Source organism: Streptomyces sp. NPDC048606 (assembly GCF_040650855.1).
GTDB lineage: Bacteria > Actinomycetota > Actinomycetes > Streptomycetales > Streptomycetaceae > Streptomyces.
On the sequence record NZ_JBEZIB010000031.1, the window covers coordinates 46,131 to 60,240 of the forward strand.

Here is a 14,110-nt window from a genome sequence, read left to right on the forward strand (position 1 = left end):
CCGGCCATTGCGCACGCCCTGGCCGGCGCCTAGTTTAAGCAGCCGGTTCAATCTGCTTATCCACTTGCTTAACTCCCCTTATCCCGTGGAGGACTTGATGGGACCTGCCGTCCGACCGGGCCCGCGACGAGGCCCGCGAACCGGTCCGCGGGCGGTGCTCGCGGCCCTCTGCGCGGGCGCCGCGCTGCTCGCCGCCACCACCCCCGCCGCCGTGGCCGAACCGCACCGGCGCGCCGGTGTCGAGGTGGAGATACCCGGACCTGAGAACGGGCCGGAGGCCGGCTCCGGCCACGTCGAGGTCCCGGCGGCCGGTCGGGCGAGGACCGCCTCGCCACCGTCCGGCGCGGCCGCCCGCGCGGCCGACGGCGCCGTCACCGCCCTGGTCGAGACCGGCCCCAGCGCCGACCGCCTGGACGTCGTGGTCGTCGGCGACGGCTACACCGCCGAGGAACTGGGGAAGTTCCACGCCGACGCCCGCGCCAAGTGGGCCGAGGTCACCGCCGTGGAGCCGTACACCACCTACCGCGAATACTTCAACGTCTGGACCGTCGACGCCGTCTCCGCCCAGTCCGGGGTCTCCGGCGACCCCGGCCCCGACACGGTCCGCGACACCGCCCTCGGCACGTACTTCTGGTGCGAGCGGATCGAACGGCTGCTGTGCGTCGACCAGGACAAGGTGGACGCGTACGTCGCCCGGGCCCCCGAGGCCGACCTCGTCCTCGTCCTCGCCAACAGCGCCAAGTACGGCGGCGCCGGCTACAACGAGCCCAGCGCGACCCTCGGCTACGAGGGCATCTCCACCGCCTCCGCCGGACACCCCAAGTCCGGCCAGGTCGCCATCCACGAGACCGGACACTCCCTCGGCAAGCTCGCCGACGAGTACGACTACCCCGGCGTCCCCGACTACGAGCGCTACACCGGCCCCGAGCCCGCCGACACCAACATCACCACCCTGGACGCCGCCGCCCTGGCCGACCGCCGGGTCAAGTGGCACCGCTGGCTGGGCGAGACCTCCCCCGACGGCGGCACCGTCGGTGCGTACGAGGGCGGCGGCTACTACGTCACCGGGCTGCGCCGACCCACCGGCGAATCGCTGATGCGGATCCTCGGCAAACCCTTCAACCTGCCCGGCGTCGAGGCGATGATCGCGGGCTTCCACCGGCACGCGAACCCGGCCACCGCGCTCACCCCGACGGACCGGACGCTGCGCGCGCGCCACACCGCGAAGATCGCCGTACCGCGCCTGGCCGGCCCGGCCGGCAGTGCGCAGCCCGTCGTCCGTTGGTACCTCGACGGACGCGAACTGCGGCGCTTCGCGGGGCGCGAGCAGGTGCGCGTGGCGGAGCTGTGGCTGTTCGACCTGCGCTCCCACCGCCTGTCGGTGACCGTCGAGGACCGGACGCCGGCCGTCCGCGACCTCGAGATCGCCCGCACCCTCACCTCCACCCTCACCTGGAACGTCCGGCTGTGACACGGTCCGGGGCCCTTCCCGGGCCCCGGCCGCGCCGTCACCCCGCCGGTGGGGGCAGTGCGTCCCACAGGGCGCAGTGGTGCGCGGGCGCCGGGTCGACCGCGCGGATCGCGCCGGCCCGAGGGTCCAGGTTCAGCACCGAGGCGGGGGAGGAGGCGAACCGGGGCCAGACGGGGTCGCCCGGCGCGTTCGGAGAGCCGGTGCGCGCGAAGCGCGTCCAGTAGTCCCTCATCCGCTCCGACAGGGTGCGCTGGCGGTCCGTCAGCGCACCGGCGGTGAACAGGGAGGGCAGCTCGGAGCCGTGCGAAGCCCCCAACGGGAAGCCCGCGACTTTCGGGACCCCCGCGAAGTTCGGGGCGCCGCCGTCGCTGAAGAGGTAGCCGTACGTGGGGACGTGGCGCGCCAGGGCCCTGCTGTCGCGCAGCGTCGGGCAGACGAAGGAGACGTCGGAGAGCACGGCGGCCCAGGCGAGCGCGGGCGTCGGGTACGCGGTGGGCGGATAGGACGCCTCCACGGCCGGGGCGGCGGCGCCGAAGGAGGCCCGCAGCCGTTCGCGGTAGGCCCGCGCGTCCTTCACGGGACGGGCGCCCAGGGTCAGGGCGACGAACACCCGCATCTCGTCCGTCGTGGAGCCCTGCATCACCGGAACCCGGTGGAAGCGTCCCTCGGCGAGTGCCCGGACGGGCTCGACGGGCAGCACGGAACCGCCGTACGCCAGTGCGGAGAAGCGTTCCATCAGCGCGGGCGTCACCAGCCGGTCCGTGCCCAGGGCGCGAAGGCAGTCGAGGACGGCCCCGGCCGGCCGGTCGCCGCAGCCCAGTTCCTTCGCCGCCGCCACCCCTTCGGCGACCGTACGGGCCGCCGGCACGAACGGCCGGTAGCTCCCGCCCGTCGGCAGCAGCGCGTACGGGGGCATCGTGGTCGAGCAGGAGCCGCTCTGGACGATCGCCCGGGCGAACAGGCCGGCCGAGCCGGGGGCGGCCAGGTGGGCGCAGACGCTCAGCCCGCCCGCCGACTCCCCGAACACCGTGACCCGCCCCGGATCGCCGCCGAAGCGGGTCGCGTTGGCCCGCACCCAGCGCAGGGCGGCCTGCTGGTCGGCGAGGCCGAAGTCGGGCGCGCCGCCCAGCTCGGGGTGGCCGAAGAACCCGAGGACCCCGAGCCGGTAGTTGACCGTGACGACCACCGCGTCACCGCGCAGGCTCAGCGGGTCCGGTCGGTAGAGGTCCCCCGCGCCCAGCCGGAAGCCGCCCCCGTGGAACCACACCATCACCGGGCGGCCCCCGCCCGTCCCCGCCGGGGCGGTGACGTTGAGGAACAGGCAGTCCTCCGACCCGCTCGGCCCGCCCGGCCCCAGGGCCGGCAGCTGCGGGCAGTGCGCGCGCGGGGTCCCGGCGTCGAGGACGCCCGTACGGCGCGGGGCGGGCCGGGGCGGCCGCCAGCGCAGCGCGCCGGTGGGCGGGGCCGCGTAGGGGATCCCGTCGAAGGTGTCGTGGCCGCCGTGCGCGCGGCCCCGTACGGGCCCCTCGGAGGTCATCACCAGGGGGCGGGCCGAGGTGCCGCCGCCGGACACGGTCGAGGGCGGGCCGGAGCCGGCAGCGCAGAGCAGGAACAGCGCGGGCGCCAGGGCCGCCGACAGTCCGCGCCCGAGCCGTCGGCGGCGACCGGGCGGGAGGGGGCCGGGAGAGAGGGGGCCGGGGCGGAGGCCGACGGTACGGGGGCGGGGCGGACGGGGGTCCGGCACGGGGCGACTCCCCTGATCGGCGGGTGGATCCCGCCACTGTGCCGCGCGGGCCCGACCCCGGCCCCCGTTGATCGCGGCGTGTCCGCGCGGGCCGCCCGTACGACCGGGGAGACCCCCGTTTGCCCGCCCCGAATGGCGCAGTACCGACATATGCCGCTGAATGTAACAGAGCGTGCGATTCCCATGACGCACGATGACCGGCGCGCGATGTGTAGACCCGCGCGTCGGCGAACGGAGCTTTCCATGAACGACCCCAGCACCCTCGCGGCGACGCAACACGACGACCGTGAAGGACCTTCCGCCACCCCGGACCCGACCGTCGGTCACCTCCCCGACCCGCATGTCGTCCCGGTCGTCCCCCCTCACCCGATCGTCGCCGGCCACGTCGCCGGCCACGTCGCGGTCCCCGATCACCCCGTCGCCCAGGGCCTTCCGGCCGCACCCGACGCCCCCGCCATCCCCGACCTCCCCGCCTCCCACGGCCTCCCGGCCGCCGCACCCACCGTCCCCCACACCCCCGTCGTCCCCACCGCACCCGTGGTGCCGGCCGTCCCGGACGTGTCCGCGCCGACGACGCCGACGGCTCCGGCGCCCGTCGCCCCGGCTCCCGTGACCCCCGCGGGCCCGACCGCGCGCCGGCCCGAGCCCGAGCCGGCGCCCGAGCCGGCGCCCGAGCGGCTCTCGCGGGCCGAGCCGTGGCCCGCACCCGTCCCGGCGTCGGAGCCGGCCCTGCCGCCCGTCCCCGACGCCGACCAGTCCACCGCGCCCATACGGACGTTGCTGGAGACGGCGGCCACCTGCCGGCCCGTCGAGGAGGTCACGGCGCTCGTCGGCCTCCTCAAGCAGAGCGGCCAACACCCCGACCCGGGACACGACGCGCTCCGCGCCGCCGCCGTCTCCCGGCCCGTCCACGAGGTCCGGCACATGGTGTCGCTGCTGGGCGCGGCACCGCACGAGGAGGTCGAGGCCGACGTGACCCTGCGCGCGGCCGCCGTCGGACGGCCCATCGAGGACGTGGCCCTGCTCGCCGGCATCCTCGCCGCCGAGGCCGAGGCCGCCCCCGAGACCGCCCCCGCGCCCACGGCCGTCCGAGCCCCCGCGCCCGGCGCCGCCCGGGCGAACGACCGCCGGGCCGGAGGACCCCCGCCCGCGGTACGCCACCGCCCCGCGCCGGACCGCCCCGCACCGCAGCCGGCGGCGCGCGGCCGGACCGGATCCCCGCCCGCGGCCCCGGGGGGCGTCCCCCCGTCGACCCCGGAACGCCCCCCGACGCCCGTCGGCCTCCAGGCCGCGCTGCGCCACCTCCTGCGCTGGCCGACGGCCGCCGCGCTGCTGCTCTGCGGGGTGCTCCACCTCCCCGGGAACCTGGCCGAGGCCCCGGCGCCCGTCCCCGCCGACCTGCTGCCCCTGGCCGCGTCGCTGCTGTGCCTCGCCCTCGGGGCCCTGCTGGCGGTACGGGACACCCCGCTGGTGTGGCGGGCCGCGGCGGTGACCGCCCTCGCGGTCGTCACCCTGCACGTCGTCGGCGGCATCGTGTTCTTCGACCCCCTCGACGGCTCGCTCGGCGGCCCCCACGGATGGGCCGGCGTCACCGTCGTCCTCGGCGCGGGGACCGCGGCCGTCCTCGCCGGCGTGGCCCTCAGGTACCGGGCGCCCCGCGCCCGGAGGGGCGGCGAGGCCTGACCCACCCGCAGGACCGGACCCCGGCCGCGCGCCCCGCGGCCGGGGTTCCCCCGTACCACCGCCCCGCGCCCGCGCGGGGCCTCACCGCGCCAGCAGGTCCACGGCCCCGGCGAACACCCGGGGCAACCGCACCGCCAGCGGGACGACGCGCCGCGCCAGCGCGGGCCGGCGACGGGCCCACAACAGCGAGGACGTCAGGGCCCGGTACCCCCGCGACACCTCCCGCCAGGCCCGCTCGTACTCCTGCGGCCGGCCCGCCCGCACGCACCGTACGAGCTCCCCGGCCGCCGAGAGCGCCAGCGTCAGCCCCTCCCCGGTCAGCGCGTCCACGTACCCCGCCGCGTCCCCCACGAACAGCACCCGCCCCGCCACCCGCGTCCGCGCCCGCTGGAGCAGCGGCCCGGCGCCGCGCACCGCCGCGTCCGGCCCGGGCGCCGGCAGCCGGTCGGCCAGCAGCGGGAACCGGGCCAACTGCGCGTCGAAGGGCGCCTGCCGCGAGGTGAGCACGGCCACGCCGATCCGGTCCGGGCCGATCGGCGTCACGTAGGCCTCGGACCCCGGCGACCAGTGGACCTCCACCAGGTCGCTCCACGGCGCGACCGCGTAGTGCCGGCGCAACCCGTACCGGGCGGGCCGCCCCGGCACGGCCGGCAGGCCCACCCCGAGGGAGCGGCGCAGCGGCGAGTGGAGGCCGTCCGCCGCCACCAGGTAGCGGGCCGTCAACCCGGCCGCCACCACCCGCCGTTCGTCCTGGACCACCTCGCCGACCCGCCCCCGCACGACCCGCACCCCGAGCTCCGCCGCCCGCCCGGCCAGCGCCGCCTGGAGGTCCGTACGCCGCGTGCCGCGCCCGGGGCCGGAGCGGAACAGCGCCTCCGCCCGCAGGCCCGTCGCCCCGTCCACGTAGCCGATCCCGCGCAGCGGACGGCCCGGCACCGACACGCCCAGCCCGGTCAGACGGCGTACCGCCCCCGGCATCAGCCCCTCGCCGCAGGCCTTGTCGATCGGGGTCGGCCGGGGCTCGACCACCACCACCTCCAGCCCGGCGAGGGCGCCGTGGATCGCGGTGGCCAGACCGGCCGGACCGCCGCCCGCCACGACCAGGTCGATCACGGGGCGACCCCCGCCGGCACCGACGGCCGCGGCCCCGACAACGAGTCCAGCGCCGCGTCCTCACACCGGATCCGCACCCGCAGCAGCCAGGCGTTGGCCGCCGTGAAGACCAGGGCCGTCACCCACGCCGAGTGCACCAGGGGCAGCGCCACCCCCTCCACCACCACCGCCACGTAGTTGGGATGCCGCAACCACCGGTAGGGGCCCGCCACCACCAGCGGCAGATCCGGGACGACGATCACCCGCGTGTTCCACCGCGGCCCCAACGACACGACGCACCACCACCGCAGCCCCTGCGCCGCGAGCACCAGGGCCAGCGCCGTCCAGCCCGGTGCCGGCAGGAACGGCCGGTACGTCGCCTCCACCGCGCAGCCCACCAACAGCGCCGTGTGCAGGGCCACCATGGTCGGGTAGTGGCCCCGACCGTACTCGCGTCCGCCCCGCGCGAGGCTCCAGGCGGCGTGCCGGCGGGCGGTGACGAGCTCGGCCAGCCGCTCGACGGCCACCAGCGCGAGCAACAGCAGGTACCAGGCGGCGGAGGGGGCCACGGAGTTCACCTCGGGAAACGACGGCGGGGCGGCGGCGAGCGTCGTCGACACCGCGCTCACCACCGCAGCAGGACGAGTTCGGAGGCGAAGCCCGGTCCGAAGGCCACCATCAGCCCGACCGCACCCGGCGCCGGCGGCCCCGCCGCCCGGGCGGAGCCCAGGATGTGCAACACGGACGCCGAGGACAGGTTGCCGACCTCGGCCAGCGAGCGACGGCTCGCCGCGAAGGCCTCCCCGGGCAGCCCCAACCCCCCGGCCAGCACGTCAAGGATCCTCGGACCGCCCGGATGGCACACCCAGACGTCGACGTCGGCCGGCTTGAGGTCATGGCCGGCGAGGAAGGACTCGACCTCCTCCACGACGTGCAACCGCACCAGCTCGGGCAGTTCACGGCCCAGCAGCATGCGGAAGCCCCAGTGGCCGATGTCCCAGCCCAGCAGGTGCCCCGTACCCGGATACAGCCGGCTGCGCGCGTCCACCACGAACGGCCCGGCGCCGGCGTCGTGCAGCGGGTGCCTCGCCCCCACCGCGACCAGCGCCCCCGCGCCGTCCCCGAAGAGGGCTCCGGCGACCAGACCGGCCATGGAGGCGTCCGACGGCTGGAGCGTGAGCGAACACAACTCCGTGGACAGCAGCAGGGCCGCGTCCGCCGGACGGCCCTCCAACAGGTCGTGCACCCGGGCGAGCCCCGCTGCCCCCGCCGCGCAGCCCAGGCCGAACAGCGGCAGCCGCCGCACGTCGGGACGCAGTCCGCACCGCTCGGCGAGGCGGGCCTCCAGGGACGGGGTGGCGAGCCCGGTCACCGTCGTGGACACCACCGTGTCCACCGCGCCGGGCTCCAGGCCCGCGTCGGCGAGGGCCGCGCCCACGGCGTCGGCCCCGAGGTCCGAGGCCACCTCGACGAACCGGGCGTTGGTCGTGCCGAAGTCCTCGCCGGGCCCGTACTCCTCCAACGGGCGGGCCAGGTACCGGGCCTCGACCCCGGCCGCCGCGTGCACCCGGCTGAGCAGCGCCGGGTCGACCCCTGGGGGCAGACACCCGGCGAGCGCCCGCGTGATCAGCGCCTGCGGATAGCGGTGGGGAGGGAACACGCTGCTCACTGCAAGGACACGTGTCATCGGGCCAACATAGGGAAGAAGCGCCGCCGCGCCGCGAAGGACGCGAGGGGTCCGCGAAGGACGTGCCGACACGGCGTAGCGTGACGGCGTGCCCGCCGCGACCCACCCCGCCCCGCACGCCGGACGCCGGCCGCCGCCCCCCACCCCACCGACCCGCCGCTCGGCCCTCACCCGGGCGGGCGGCCTGCTGCGCGCCTGCCATCCGGCGCCCGCGGCGGCCGTGACCCTGTGCTCCGCCGTCCTGGCCGCGGCCGTCGGTCGAGGGGTCGCGGGCACGGCCGTCACGGCCGGCGCGGTCGCGGCGGGCCAGCTCTCGGTCGGCTGGTGCAACGACCGGGTCGACCTGGCCCGCGACCGGGCCGCCGGCCGCCGGGACAAACCCCTGGTGACGGGCACGGTCCGGCCCGCCGACGTGACCGCCGCCGCGCTGACGGCGCTGCTGCTGTGCGTGCCGCTGTCGCTCGCCTGCGGGACGGCGGCCGGTCTCGCGCACATGGTGGGGGTGGCGGCGGCCTGGGCGTACGACCTGTGGCTCAAGAAGACGCCCGGCTCCTGGATCCCGTACGCCCTCGCCTTCGGGCTGCTCCCGGCCTTCGTCACGCTCGGCCTGCCCGGCGCGCCGTGGCCGCCTCCCTGGCTGACCGGCGCCGCCGCCCTGCTCGGCGTGGGCGCGCACCTCGCGAACGTCCTGCCCGACATCGACGACGACCTCGCCGCCGGGGTACGGGGCCTGCCGCAGCGGCTGGGCGCCCGCCGGGCGGCCCCCCTCGCCGGGCTGCTGGTGTTCGCCTCGGCGGTGGCCCTGGTCGCCGGGCCGCCGGGGCCGGTCTCCCCGTACGGCCTGTCCCTGCTCGCGCTGACCTTCGCCCTGCTCCTCGCGACGGTCCGTGCACCCGGCCGGATCCCGTTCCTGGCGGTCCTCGGCGTCGCGCTCGCCGACGTGGCCCTCCTGCTGATGCGGGGAGCGGGGGTGGGTTAGGAGGTGTCCGCGGGCCAGGGCCTGCCCTCGCGGTCAGGCCGTGTCCTCGGGGTCAGGGAGCGGGCGGGCGGCGGGTACGGGTCCAGGCGCGGAGGTCCCGCGCCGACCAGGTGTTGATCACCCGTTCCGGGGGCACCCCGCACTCCACCGCCCGTTCGCAGCCCACGATCTGCCAGTCCAGCTGGCCCGGGGCGTGGGCGTCGGTGTCGACGGCGAAGAACACCCCGGCCGCCACGGCCGTGCGCAGCAGCCGGCGGGGCGGGTCCAGCCGCTCGGGCCGACTGTTGATCTCCACCGCGGTGCCGGACTCGGCGCAGGCCGCGAAGACGGCCTCCGCGTCGAAGGTGGATTCCGGGCGCGTCCGGCCCGTCACCAACCGCCCCGTGCAGTGCCCGAGGACGTCCATCAGCGGATTCGCCACCGCCGTCAGCAACCGCCGCGTCATCGCCGGGGACTCCATCCGCAGCTTCGAGTGCACCGACCCCACGACCAGGTCCAGTCCGTCCAACAGCTCCGGCTCCTGGTCGAGGGAACCGTCCGGCAGGATGTCGCACTCGATCCCGGTGAGCAGCCGGAACGGCGCCCAGCCCGCGTTCAGCTCCGCCACCGCGGCCAGCTGTTCGCGCAGCCGCTCCGGCGACAGCCCCCGCGCCACCCGCAGGCTCGGCGAATGGTCCGTGAGCACCGCCCATGCGTGCCCCAGAGCGGCGGCGGCCCGCCCCATGGCCTCGATCGGGCTCCCGCCGTCCGACCAGTCCGAGTGCACGTGACAGTCCCCGCGCAGGGCCGCGCGCAGGGCGAGGGCGGCGGGCGGCGACGGGGGCCGGTCGGTCGGCAGGGCCGCCGCCTCGTCCTCCAGGGCCAGCAGGTACGCCGGGATCGCCCCGCCCAGCGCCTCCCGCACCACCTGCGCCGTCTTGGGCCCGATGCCCCTGACCGCCTCCAGCGATCCGGACCGGGCCCGCCGCGCGGTGTCCTCGGGGCCCAGCGCCTCCAGCGCGGCGGACGCCGTACGGAAGGCCCGTACCCGGTACGTGGGCGCCTGCGCGCGCTCCAGCAGGAAGGCGATCCGGTCCAGTGCGGCCACCGGGTCCATGGCCCACCTCCTCCCGACCCAGTGTCCCCACGGCCGCGCCGGCGTGCGACCGCGCCGGCCCGCCCCGCCTCAGTCGGCGGCGGCCTTCGGGATCCGCATGGTGAGGGTGAACAGGGCGCCGTCGGGGTCGCGCAGCGCCACCGACCGTTCGGCGCCGTCCTCGGTCACCACCGAGACGACGCGGCCGCCGAGGTCGAGCGCCGCCTCGATCGCGGGCTCCAGATCGGCGACGCGGAAGTGCACGTGCCAGCGGGGGCGGGTGTGCGGGGTGTACGCGCCCGGCTCGACCGGGCCGCTGTCGATGCGGGCCACCGGCTCGCCGCCCTGCCGCAGCACGACCCGCTCCTGTTCGTAGGAGACCTCGCAGCAGCCGGCGCGGCCCGTGGCCCACTCCAGGACCTCCCCGTAGAACAGCGCCGCGTCGAAGGCGTTGCGGGTGCGCAGTTCCAGCCAGGCCGGGGCGGGGCCCAGCCCGACCCGCCAGCCGGAGGAGACGGGGCCGTCCCAGACCCCGAAGACCGCGCCGTCCAGATCGGCGACGAGGGCCGCCCGACCGCCGGAGGGGAAGGAGACCGGGCCCACCGCCACGGTGCCGCTGCGCTCGCGGATCCGGCTCGCCGCCACGTCGACGTCGTCCACCGCGAAGTACGGGGTCCAGGCCACCGCGATGGCCAGGTCCGTGGCGAGCGCCCCGATGCCTGCCACCGGCACGCCGTCCATCACCGCGATCGAGAACGCGTCCCCGAGCGGCGCCGGACGGAAGCTCCACCCCACCACGGCGCCGTAGAAACGCTGCGACGCCTCCAGGTCGCGGGCCATCAGACTCACCCAGCACGGCGCCCCGAAGACGTCCTTCGTAGAAATTGCCACGGCACAAGACTTACGCCCCGGCGCCCCCCGCCGCGCGGCAGGCTCGCCGCAGGTCACCACCAGTAGGCGGGGTACCTCGGCGCTCCGCGGCGGATCCGCGAGCCCGCGTAGCCGGTCAGCACCAGCAGCACGGTGGCCCCGAACAGCAGGGGGACGAAGCGGGCCGGATCCGGGCCCTGGAGCACGATCACGACGGAGGTGGCCACCGCCGGCGAATGCGGGGTACGGGTGAGCGTCAGCAGGAGCAGGGTCACACCGGCCCCCACTGCGGCGGCCCAGGCGCTGCCGCCGGCGGCGGCCAGCACCCCGAAGCCGACCGCGGCCCCCATCAGGTGACCGAGGATCACCCCGCGGGGTTGGGCCAGCGGCAGCGTCGGCGCGCTGTGCACGAGGGCGGCGCTCGCGGCCAGGGGCGGGATCAGCACCGGCTCGTGGAGCGCCGCGCCGATCGCCACGAGGCCCAGCAGGACGGTGGTCGCGGCGCTGACGCTGTGGAACGCGGCCACGGCGCTCGGCCGGGCCGGGGCGCCGCGCCGACCGGGCGCGGGGGTCGGTGCGTCGGACGCGGGCGGGGTGGCGCCGTCGAGGGAGGCGGGGGAGGCGGGGGCGGACGTGGGGGCGGCGCTGTTCATGCGGGCAGGGGTTTCGGTGCGGGTGGCGGGCGGGACCGCGCGGGGCAGGGCAGGAGGGTGGCCGCGCCGTGACGGTGATCGACCCCCGGGCGGCCCGCGCGTCGGCGGCAGGGGTGGGCCGACGCGATCCGGCCACGAGCCTATCGGTCACGCGTACGAGGCCCATGATGGGGGTGGGACGGAAAGACCACGCGATGACCGGATCGCCCCCGAAGGACCCCCGGTGATCGTGTATGACTGCCAGGGCACGCGCTGAAGGCAGGGAAGGACCAGCATGACGACGCACCCGCACCTCGCCGGGTTCCCCACGGACCTCGACGCGGTGATCGCCGACGCCCCCGCCGAGGCGAGCGGCGCGCTGTGGCGGCTGACGGGGACCGGCCGCGGCCTGGACTCCAACCTCGTCAGGCTGCGCCCCGGCGCGGTCATCGCCGAACACGCGGAGCCCGTCCTCGACGTGCTCCTCGTCGTCATGGAGGGCGCCGGGCGGATCGACACCGAGGACGGCCCGCACCGGCTGCGCCGGCACTCCGCGTTCTGGCTGGCCCGGGGGGCCCGCCGGTCGCTGACCGCCGGTCCGGACGGCATGACGTACCTCACCGTCCACACCCGGCGCCCGGGCCTGGGGATCGGCGGCGTCCGGGCGGGCGAACAGGCCGGTCCCGGGAGCGGGGCCGGGGCCGTAGGGGGCCGACCGGTCGACCCGGCGCCCGCCGAGGGCGGAGAGCCGGCCTGCCTGCTCCACCGGGTCTGCGCCGACTGCGGTCGCCTCGCCGCCGAGGCGGACGCCCGCTACTGCGCCCGCTGCGGCACGGCGCTCCCCGACTGAGCCCCCGGCCGACGGGGTGCGGGCCGCCCACCTCCCGGTCGACCGCCGCCGCTGCGGGCCCCCCGCCTGCTCCCGCCCGCGCCTGCCGTCCGTCGCGCACCCGGTGGCCGCCCGCCGCCCGTCCGGGCCCCACGCGCCGCCCGTCCGGCCCGTCACCGCGCCCCGGCCGGAAAACCCGCGCCGTCCGCCGCGAGCCGTCCGCCCGGGCGGCTCCCGCCCGCCGCGGTGCGCGCATGCCGCCCGCTGCCGGCGCTCTCCGCCCTCCCGCCGCGCGCCCGGCCGGAAAACGCGCGCCGCCCGTCCGGGCCGCGTCCCGCCGTGTACCGGGCCGGGGCGCCGTCGAACCCCTACGCTCGTACCGGACCTCCCGCCCCACCCCGGAAGGCAGGCACCGGCATGGTCAGTTCCCAGGTCCCCGTGATCGACCTCGGGCCGTGGCGCTCGGGCGGGCCCGCCGCGCGCGCCCGGATCGCCACCCGGGTCGACGAGGCCCTCCAGAGCGCGGGCTTCCTCCTCGTCACCGGCCACGGAGTGGACCCGGCGCTCGCCTCACGGATCCGGGAGGCCGCCCGCACCTTCTTCCGGCTGCCGCCCGCGCACAAGCGGCCCTACGCGGTCGACGTCGGCGGACGCGGCTGGTTGGGCCCCGGCGCGGAGGCCAACAGTTACGCGGAGGGCCGCCCCTCCCCGCCCGACCTGAAGGAGTCGTGGTCCTGGGCCGCCCAGGACCCGACGGGCGTCCCCGAGGTCGACGCGCAGTGGTTCCGCCCCAACACCTGGCCCGCCGAGGTCCCCGAACTGCGGCCGCCGGTCGAGGCGTACCTCGCCGCCATGCGCGCCCTGTCCGACGAACTGCTGGAGCTGCTCGCGGCGGCCCTGACCCTGCCCGACGACCACTTCACCCGCCACACCGGGCACCCCACCTGGGGGTTCAACGTCAACTGGTACCCGGGAACCGGGACCGTCGGCGCACCCCTGCCCGGACAGTTCCGCATCGGCGCGCACACCGACTTCGGGACCGTCACCGTCCTCGACCGCGAACCGGGCGCCGGCGGCCTCCAGATCCACACCGACGCCGAGGGCTGGCAGGACGCCCCCTGGGACCCGGCCGCCCTCACCGTCAACATCGGCGACCTCCTGGCCCGCTGGACCGGGGACCGCTGGCGGGCCGGTCGCCACCGCGTGCTGCCGCCGCCCGCCGACGCGCCGGCCGAGGAACTCCTCTCCCTCGTCTACTTCTACGAATGCGACCCGCACACCCGCGTCGAGTCCCTGCCCGCCCCCCTCGGCCGCGTGGCCCACGAACCCGTCGACTCGCACGCCTACCTGCGCGGGAAGCTGGACGCGATCACCGTCCGCTGATCCCGCGAGCGACGCGGGGCCCGCGGAGCCCGCCCCGGGACCCGATTACCCCTGGTCGGCCGCGTTCGGCAGGATGGGGGCATGACCGAGATCCGCACCCCCCGCCTCCTCCTGCGCCGCTGGAGCGACGACGACCTCGCCCCCCTCTCCGAGATCAACGCCGACCCGGAGGTGATGCACTGGATCGGCGACGGCTCCGTCCTCGACCTGGACGGGACCGCCGGGGCGATCGAGCGCTGGGAGGAGGAGTGGGACGACGAGGGCTTCGGGATCTTCGCCGTCGAACTCCTCGCCTCCGGCGAACTCATCGGGGCCGTGGGCCTGTCCGCCCCCGAGGGCCCGACCGAGCTGGAACACCAGGTCGGCATCAGCTGGCGCCTCGGGCGCCCCTTCTGGGGCCAGGGCTACGCCTCCGAAGCCGCCCAGGCCACCTTGGAGTTCGCCCTCCAGGACCGGGGCCTGGACCGCGTCGTGTGCGCCAACCGCGCCGGCCACGAGGCCTCCGCGAACGTGATCCGCAAGCTGGGCATGACCGAGGACGCAACCGTCCCCGACCCGGTGTCCGGCGGGCTCCTGACCCTCCACAGCATCGACCTCACCGAGTACGAGGGCTGACGCCCCCGCGGACCCGCCGGCGCGCATCGACCGATCGGATGACCCCCGCG

At 77.1% G+C, this 14,110-nt stretch carries 13 protein-coding genes; 6 read left to right on the forward strand and 7 right to left on the reverse strand.

The features are described from left to right. Positions 1-97: 97 nt before the first annotated feature. Entirely contained in the window at positions 98-1,471 is a 1,374-nt protein-coding gene (locus tag AB0D01_RS28905) for a M64 family metallopeptidase (RefSeq protein ID WP_363060282.1), read from the forward strand. Positions 1,472-1,508: 37 nt separating this feature from the next. Here AB0D01_RS28905 and AB0D01_RS28910 read toward each other — a convergent pair whose 3' ends face one another. Then, on the reverse strand, positions 1,509-3,215 hold the full coding sequence (locus AB0D01_RS28910) for a carboxylesterase family protein (RefSeq protein WP_363060284.1): 1,707 nt from the start codon (positions 3,213-3,215) through the stop codon (positions 1,509-1,511). Positions 3,216-3,458: 243 nt separating this feature from the next. On the opposite strand from AB0D01_RS28910, the gene AB0D01_RS28915 reads away from it, so the two are divergent. After that, on the forward strand, positions 3,459-4,898 hold the full coding sequence (locus AB0D01_RS28915) for a hypothetical protein (RefSeq protein WP_363060286.1): 1,440 nt from the start codon (positions 3,459-3,461) through the stop codon (positions 4,896-4,898). An 81-nt stretch (positions 4,899-4,979) separates the two neighbouring features. On the opposite strand, the gene AB0D01_RS28920 is transcribed toward AB0D01_RS28915, so the two are convergent. The 3 genes from AB0D01_RS28920 to AB0D01_RS28930 are packed head-to-tail and all read right to left on the reverse strand — an operon-like array spanning position 4,980 to position 7,677. Further along, positions 4,980-6,011: an NAD(P)/FAD-dependent oxidoreductase gene (locus AB0D01_RS28920; RefSeq protein ID WP_363060288.1), complete on the reverse strand. Its 1,032-nt coding sequence runs from the start codon at positions 6,009-6,011 to the stop codon at positions 4,980-4,982. Further along, positions 6,008-6,559, reverse strand: a complete 552-nt coding sequence (locus tag AB0D01_RS28925) for an isoprenylcysteine carboxyl methyltransferase family protein (protein WP_363060390.1) — start codon at positions 6,557-6,559, stop codon at positions 6,008-6,010. The genes AB0D01_RS28920 and AB0D01_RS28925 overlap by 4 nt, the downstream gene beginning before the upstream one ends. Positions 6,560-6,615: 56 nt before the next feature. Then, the gene (locus AB0D01_RS28930) at positions 6,616-7,677 is read right to left on the reverse strand and encodes a 3-oxoacyl-[acyl-carrier-protein] synthase III C-terminal domain-containing protein (protein WP_363060290.1); all 1,062 of its coding nucleotides are present in this window, start codon (positions 7,675-7,677) and stop codon (positions 6,616-6,618) included. An 88-nt stretch (positions 7,678-7,765) separates the two neighbouring features. Between AB0D01_RS28930 and AB0D01_RS28935 the strand changes: the two genes are divergently transcribed. Continuing rightward, positions 7,766-8,656 (forward strand): UbiA family prenyltransferase, encoded by an 891-nt coding sequence (locus AB0D01_RS28935; RefSeq protein WP_363060292.1) that lies wholly within the window; start codon positions 7,766-7,768, stop codon positions 8,654-8,656. A 52-nt stretch (positions 8,657-8,708) separates the two neighbouring features. Here AB0D01_RS28935 and AB0D01_RS28940 read toward each other — a convergent pair whose 3' ends face one another. The 3 genes from AB0D01_RS28940 to AB0D01_RS28950 form a co-directional block, all read right to left on the reverse strand. Further along, entirely contained in the window at positions 8,709-9,752 is a 1,044-nt protein-coding gene (locus tag AB0D01_RS28940) for a PHP domain-containing protein (protein ID WP_363060294.1), read from the reverse strand. Positions 9,753-9,821: 69 nt separating this feature from the next. Then, a complete protein-coding gene (locus AB0D01_RS28945; RefSeq protein WP_363060392.1) occupies positions 9,822-10,571 on the reverse strand; it encodes a VOC family protein in 750 nt (249 codons plus the stop codon). Positions 10,572-10,675: 104 nt separating this feature from the next. Further along, the gene (locus AB0D01_RS28950) at positions 10,676-11,254 is read right to left on the reverse strand and encodes an HPP family protein (protein WP_363060296.1); all 579 of its coding nucleotides are present in this window, start codon (positions 11,252-11,254) and stop codon (positions 10,676-10,678) included. 274 nt (positions 11,255-11,528) lie between these two features. Here AB0D01_RS28950 and AB0D01_RS28955 point away from each other — a divergent pair, with 274 nt between their 5' ends. From AB0D01_RS28955 to AB0D01_RS28965, 3 genes are all read left to right on the forward strand, one after another. Continuing rightward, a complete protein-coding gene (locus AB0D01_RS28955) occupies positions 11,529-12,083 on the forward strand; it encodes a hypothetical protein (RefSeq protein ID WP_363060298.1) in 555 nt (184 codons plus the stop codon). A gap of 396 nt (positions 12,084-12,479) precedes the next feature. After that, entirely contained in the window at positions 12,480-13,445 is a 966-nt protein-coding gene (locus tag AB0D01_RS28960) for a 2-oxoglutarate and iron-dependent oxygenase domain-containing protein (RefSeq protein WP_363060300.1), read from the forward strand. A gap of 81 nt (positions 13,446-13,526) precedes the next feature. Beyond that, entirely contained in the window at positions 13,527-14,060 is a 534-nt protein-coding gene (locus tag AB0D01_RS28965) for a GNAT family N-acetyltransferase (RefSeq protein ID WP_363060302.1), read from the forward strand. Positions 14,061-14,110 lie beyond the last annotated feature (50 nt).